Here is a 6841-nt window from a genome sequence, read left to right as displayed (position 1 = left end):
GCACATCCGTTTCAGTTGCGAATTCTGTACCATAGCTAGCATTTGTACTTTGGATGCTAGCGCCAGAAGTTTCCTTATTGTAACCTTGTTGTTTTTTGTTCATCTTTCTCACCTCCACAATCAATAATGTAACCAATCCATTTAAAGGCTATCCTTAATTTCATTTTTAAACTTCCGTATATACGACACTTTCAATAAGGCGAACTTTTGCAACAGAAATCGGCATGTAAAGTTTCATAGACTTTTTGTAAAGTTTCAATCACACACTTTATAAAATTGATTATACTAGGCTTAATTCCTGATGCTACTGCTCTATCATATATGTCCTTCCCATGGCCAATCCATACACTTAATTTTGGTGTTTGTTGAGCACGAATGGTAGTCTATGTACACGTCTATCAAATAAAAAAGTTGGCAATTACTAAAGCGAAAAAAGCTCTTTCTTTTTGATCATTCATTTTCGGGTTCAGTTCATTATATTTTCTACTTTGTCTTTATATACAACATACTCTTTCCCATCCACTACTGCTACCACCGCAAATTCATCTTTTGGATTAAATGAAAGCCAGTCAGCCCACATGTCTGTATTTGGTTCCCCACTCCACATATTATAAACAGTGTTTTTAGTTAAATTCATAACTTTATAAGAAGCATTTGGTGCATTTGTTCCAGTCTTTATTTCAAATGTGTATGCGTTATGAATTTTTTTATAAAAGTAGAAAACGTTTGATGGACGAAGCTGATTCATAAGATCCTGTTCTTTTTTCTCTGCAATTTTTATCCCTTCTTGTAATGTGACAACATCTGTTCTTAATGTTTTCCAACTGTCTTTCGCCGCATTCAAGTTAGGGATTAAGAATTTATATCTATTTTGATCAGCTTTTTGATCAGCTTTATCAATATGTCCCAGTACGCCCGTATATTGAGAGTCTAAATCATCCCATTGCGTGGACATATAAGTAAGAGCAGTAATAGCATTATCAATCGCACTATGCATATCACTAATATTATGAAACGCAACTCCAACCACACGATTTAATGTTATTTTATAATCTACATTCTGACGTAATTTTACTAATTCCGGCTCTAGCCAGCCTAACTTACCTCTTGCATCACCTATCATTATACCACCAGCAATCAATGTGGGAAGAAAGGGGATTTTCACCATGTCCAATCCCTTAGATTCTATGTCTTTCTGATAGTTTACTTGCCCTAAAAGGTCCTCTAGTCGCTTTTGATCATCCTCAACCGCAGCTCCTTGGCTTTTTAAAATAGACTGCAAGAGATCTTTATTACTTCCAAATGCTCTAACATCTTGTCCAATATTTTCATTTAAATTAGTTAATTCTTCTATTAATGCTTTTGCAGACTTTTGATTTTGTTGAATTTCCCCCCGTAAATCTGTAATCCCTTTTTTTAAAGTATCTCCATTCCCAGTATTGATCGCCTCTACTAATGTTTCATAATGGTTTTCAAATTTTTTATCGTATTCAATAATGCCTGTAAATGTATCTAAAAGCTGCTTTTTTACTTGCGTATTCCATGTAACTGCATGTGCTCTTGCATTCTTTTGATCTTGTACAATTTTATTAGGTACATCTTCATACCCATTAATAGTAATTCCTTCAAAACTCACATCAGGATTATTGATTAACAGATAAGAATATTCATTCATAGATTTCAAAAATAAACCAGCATCTAACAAAGATTTTTTCATCTGTTCTTCATTTGCTGAAAGAGACATATCTCCATTGTTAGTTTGTTCAATTTCAATTGCAAAAGCTGCTACTGGTGTGACTGCATAAGTAGTTGTCATAGTTAAAAACGTTGATACAGCGAGTATTTTGTAAGGAATTTTTTTCATCATTTCATATTCCTCCTATATAGGGTTTGATTTCAAGTTCTATTCTTCTTTAAAAGCGATGTCTTTCGAAATGAGTTCTACATCTTTTATGAGTATCATTCTCACTTTCTTTAGCAGCCTCTAAGTCATCAAGTATTAAAGAGAATCTATGTTGTTGCATAAATTCGGAATTATCAATCAAATATTTATAATCTGTCCCCAATTAATCGGTTCTGTTGCAAAGTTTTAAAAAACAAGTAAAACTGCACAGTTATTTGGATGAAACTTATATATATGTGTGAAAGGCGAAGTCTTTAATGAGACTCCGCCTTTCTGGTGTATAAGGATTTATTAATTGTTACATTACTGTTTAACCGTGTAATCATAGACTCTCTATGTTTTGGGTCACTTTGCAACAGAATTTATATTTCCCTATTTTTGTGGCGTGACAGGTTCTACTTTTAATTCTTTTATCCCTTCTTTTAATGTGACAGCATCTGTTCGTAATGTTTTCCAACTGTCTTTAGCTGCATTCAAGTTAGGTTTTAAGAATTTAAATTTATTTTGGTCCGCTTTTTGAGCTGCATTTTCAATATGCCCCAGTACTCCCGAATATTGAGAATCTAAATCATGCCATTGCGTGGACATATAGGTAAGAGCATTAATAGCATCATCAAGCGCCTTATGCATTTCACTAGTATTATTGTAAGCAACGCCAACTACACGATTTAATGTCACTTTATAATCTACGGTCTGACGCAATTGTGCTAATAAAGGCTCTAACTTACCTAAATTATCTCTTGCAACTCCAACTATGATACCGCCGATTATCGGTAGGCCCAAAATGGCACCCTTCATTACATTAAATCCATCAGATTCTAATTGTTTATAATAGTTTACTGATCCTAAAACTTCATCTAGACGCTTTTGATCGGCCTCAACATCTACACCTTGGTTTTTCAAAATCGACTGCAAGAGATCTTTATTGCTTCCAAAGGCTCTAACATCTTGTCCAATAGCGTCTCTTAATTTAGTTAATTCTTCTATTAATTGTTGTGCAACCTTTTGATTTTGTTGAATTTCACCTCGTAAATCTATAATCCCTTCTTTTAAAGTATCTCCATCCCCTGTATTAATCGCATCTACTATTGTTTCGTAATAATTATCAAATTTTGTATCATATTCAATAATACCCGTCAATGTATCTAAAAGTTGTTTTTTTACTTTCGTATCCCATGTAATAGCATGTGCTCTTGCATTCTTTTGATCTTGTACAATTCTACCAGGTAAATCCACATATCCATTAATGGTAATTCCTTCAAAGTTCACATCTGGATTTTTAATTAACATATAAGAATAGGCATTCATAGATTTTGCAAATAAACCGGCCTTTTGCAAGGTTTCTTTCATCTTCGCTTCATTTGCTGAAAGAGCCGTATCTCCATTGTTAGTTTGTTCAATTCCACTTGCAAAAGCTGCTACTGGTGAGACTACAGAAGTTGTTGTCATAGTTAAAAGCGCCGATGCAACAATCAGTTTGTACGGGATTTTTTTCATCATTTTATATTCCTCCAATATAGGTTTTGATTTTAAGTTCTATTCTTGTTTAAAAGCAATGTCTTTTGAAATGAATTCTGCATCTTTATGAATGTCATTCCAACTTTGTTTAGCAGCTTTTAAATCATCCGGTATTAAAGAGAATTTATGTTCTTGCATAGAGTCGATATTATCAAGTAAATCTGTATAGTTGGCCCCCATTGTATTCCATTGCTTTTGAATATTTGTTAGAGACAGTATCGCTTGATCCACTGTTTGATACAGATATGCCAATGTGTCTTTCGCGTTAGTAAGCGAAATAACTGCTTGGTTAGCACGATCAGCTTTCGTACCTAATTCTCCGATTTTTTTAGAGATTTCGTTATAGGAGTTCATATGATTAGACGCTGTGACACCAGCTGCTGTTCCTAAACCAATGCCAGCTGCACCAAGAGCCGAAAGGCCACCAACAACAGCCGGTGTTGCTGTACCGCCAGTCACAACAATTACTACCGCTCCTGCAATAGCTCCAATAACTAAAATGGCTGCTCCCAATCCACCACCAATTGACCATGCTAATACATCGTCAAAATGTTTTTTCTGAGTAGCACTTAGTTGCTCAATTTCAGCTTGAAGTTGTGGAATCAGTGCTTGTTGTCCCGCTAATATTGCCGTTAATCCACCTTTCCCATCCGGGCCACCAACATTATTTTTAAAATCTGTAGAATTTGTATACAGTTTTGATTTGAAGTCTTGTAACATCTTAATTACATCTGTAACTTCTTTTGAATTTGTATTAATTGTAGTGATTAAATCATTTATGCCCTCTTTTAGGCCTGCCTTATCTCTCTTTTGTACAGTATCTACTAATGTGTCATAATAATTTTGAAATTGTTCATCGTAATTTACAATATTACGTGCTGTTTTTTGAATCTGTGGCTTCGCTGTATCTAACCAATAATTCGCATTGATTCGCGACAGCTCTTGATTAAGGTGAATATTTTTGAGTAACTCTCCACCTCCTGAACCTAAATCGATATCAGATAAATTAACATTCGGTTGTTTAATCATTGTTTTTGCGTACAAATCCATTACAAGAATATGGGATCCTGTTTCAGCTAATGCTTTCTTCAGTCCTTCAGGTCCTAATGTATAATTCCCTACTTTTTGTTCTTGAGCGTTCGTTTCTTGTGCAAATGCATGAATAGTGTTACCGGTCGTAGCAGTTATAACCGTTGCCAGAGTTGCTAAAGTCAACACTTTAAATGGGAATTTTTTCATAACTATTCTCCTTCTCATTCTTTCGTTAGATTTTCAGAAAACATAATATTAAAATTTATAGACTTGTTCTTCAAGGTAACTTATTCCATTTTTTAATTGTCTTAATGTATCTTTTTGAGACTGCTGGTTAGATGCATCAAAATTAGTAGATAATTTTGTAATGCTATTTTTTATTAGATTCAAATCTGCTTTATAGCGTTTTAGTAGGTCAAGTTCTACATCTACTTGATTTGCAAATGTATGTAAATCATTTTGCATAATAAGAAGCATTGATTTTTGTAAATCTGCTATTTTTAGATTCTTTGTCAAATCATAAAATTTTTGGTTTTGTGTCTCTAAATCTGCTAAATGTGCTCGCTGTTCTGCTGTTAATTTATTTACTTCAGCGAAGGCACTATATGTTTTCTTAATTTTTTCAGGGTCTATAACTTTCGTAAGGTCATACTCTTTTGTTTGTGCAACTGCAGCTGCAGCTATTTCAGCTTGTTTGCTTTTCTCAATTGCTTCACGGGCTTCTTTTTTGGCAGCTTCAATCTCTAGAGCAGATTTACCCTTTTCTTTCGCTTCTTGTTCTGCTTTTTTCTCTGCTTCTAAAATAGAGTTGTTAATTTCTTTGCCTTTGTTATACGCGGCTACTGCTGTTTGAGCAGCAGGTTCAATGATATCTTTTGAAAGGTTATAGACTTCTTTGAAAATAACAAACCCTTGTTCATTTAAAGCTCCTGGTAATAATGCTATTTGTTGTAAATCATTTTGAATTGATTTTTGGGTATTTTGTAATTCATTTTTCAGCTGGTCTATTTTCCCTGTTCCATCTGAGCTTAATACATCCTGCGCTTTTGTCACATCAGTATCGAGATCTTTTAGTTTTTTATCAAGCTGTAATTTAAGGTCTGTTAATTCATTAATCTGACGCTGTACATTGTCTTGGTTCGTCATAGCCATTTCTTGAAGAACTTCAATTCTATCCACAAAACCTTCTTTATCTTCTTTATTGTCTACAAATGCTTTTAATGTTGGATAATAGCTATTAAATTTAGTTACAAACCCTTTACTTTTTGAATTTACTAGAATTAAATGTGGATAAAGTTCCGATGACCATTCCTTCATTTCTTGCTTGATTAGGGATTGATTTGTATTTAAAGCTGGGACTTCTCCTACCTGTACATTAGGGCTCATTAAACCTTGATCAATATATGTCTGGATTAATTTAGATTGTGCACCTAATTTTCGTAATGAGGAGGAAATATCCACGCTTTCCTGTTGAGTTTCTGCTTGAACAATTGGTGTTGCGAGAGTATTAATAGGAATAGTCGCCCCAGTTACAATTGATGTTATAAAAAATCCTGTAATTATTTTATTTTTCATTCCGTATACCCCTTTACTATTGTCTATTTACAATCCTATACATACATCTTGAACGACCTAACGCTAGGCTCTTTTTTTCACATGCTCGAGGAAAGAGAAATCTTTCGGATAGAGTGTTAAACCTCGTTATTATTTACTTCTCATGGAATGTAAGGATATTATTTACTTATAATTTGAATATTAAGTTTTTAGCAAGTAAATAATAAAATTGCATCAGCTATATTGGAATTAACTGCCCAATGAAAAGTAAAATATTTATTTTTCTCTTGAGTTGCTGTTTGACTTACAGGAGCCCAGATAGATAAATTCATTGTTCCTAAAGCTAACCCTGCCATGACTTTTTTGATAATAATTTCATAATATCTCTCCTAGTTTTGTCGGCAAGGCCCTACAAGATTACAAAAGATGAAATTATACTGTACTTTGCTTATACTTTTATTACGGAATAAAATCATTTTTGCTATGTAGAAATTTAAAACACTTTTTCAAACGTGATACTTTTGAGATTCTAGACCCCTTCGGAAATGAATATTATGATAATTATTTTCGACATAATGTTACTTGCAGCTTTACTGCACATTTATTTATGCAATCTTCTCCCTCCCTTGAGTGGTCATACCAATTACACCTTTATTAAAACATCAAATTTTTAATACGTAAATAGGCGAATTTTGTCGATTACATTCAAAAATTCGTCTATTAAGTATTAATATAAGTGAAAATATTATACTTATAAAATGATTTTTTAATATAATTTAAGTAATTATAGCAGTTACAACTTGATATACTTAGTTAAAAAGGCGTCATTTTAAC

General features: G+C 33.3%; 4 protein-coding genes and 2 pseudogenes. All 6 read right to left on the bottom strand.

What is annotated here, in order from left to right; genetic code table 11:
- Positions 1-103 (bottom strand): annotated as a pseudogene (locus V7038_RS26070) (gamma-type small acid-soluble spore protein); the annotation flags it as partial.
- Between the two features lie 363 nt (positions 104-466).
- Positions 467-1867 (bottom strand): hemolysin BL regulatory component HblB, encoded by a 1401-nt coding sequence (gene hblB / locus V7038_RS26065; RefSeq protein ID WP_335695856.1) that lies wholly within the window; start codon positions 1865-1867, stop codon positions 467-469.
- 36 nt (positions 1868-1903) lie between these two features.
- Positions 1904-2066, bottom strand: a pseudogene (locus V7038_RS26060) (hemolysin BL lytic component L1); the annotation flags it as partial.
- Positions 2067-2275: 209 nt separating this feature from the next.
- Complete coding sequence (gene hblA / locus V7038_RS26055) at positions 2276-3403, bottom strand: hemolysin BL binding component B (RefSeq protein WP_335695855.1); 1128 nt, start codon at positions 3401-3403, stop codon at positions 2276-2278.
- Between the two features lie 36 nt (positions 3404-3439).
- A complete protein-coding gene (gene hblD, locus V7038_RS26050; RefSeq protein WP_002109956.1) occupies positions 3440-4660 on the bottom strand; it encodes a hemolytic enterotoxin HBL lytic component L1 in 1221 nt (406 codons plus the stop codon).
- Positions 4661-4708: 48 nt separating this feature from the next.
- Positions 4709-6028: a hemolysin BL lytic component L2 gene (gene hblC, locus V7038_RS26045; RefSeq protein ID WP_335695854.1), complete on the bottom strand. Its 1320-nt coding sequence runs from the start codon at positions 6026-6028 to the stop codon at positions 4709-4711.
- Positions 6029-6841 lie beyond the last annotated feature (813 nt).

It is taken from the genome of Bacillus sp. JJ783, assembly GCF_036963225.1.
Taxonomy (GTDB): domain Bacteria; phylum Bacillota; class Bacilli; order Bacillales; family Bacillaceae_G; genus Bacillus_A; species Bacillus_A cereus_U.
This window is presented reverse-complemented; position numbering and strand designations above follow the sequence as displayed.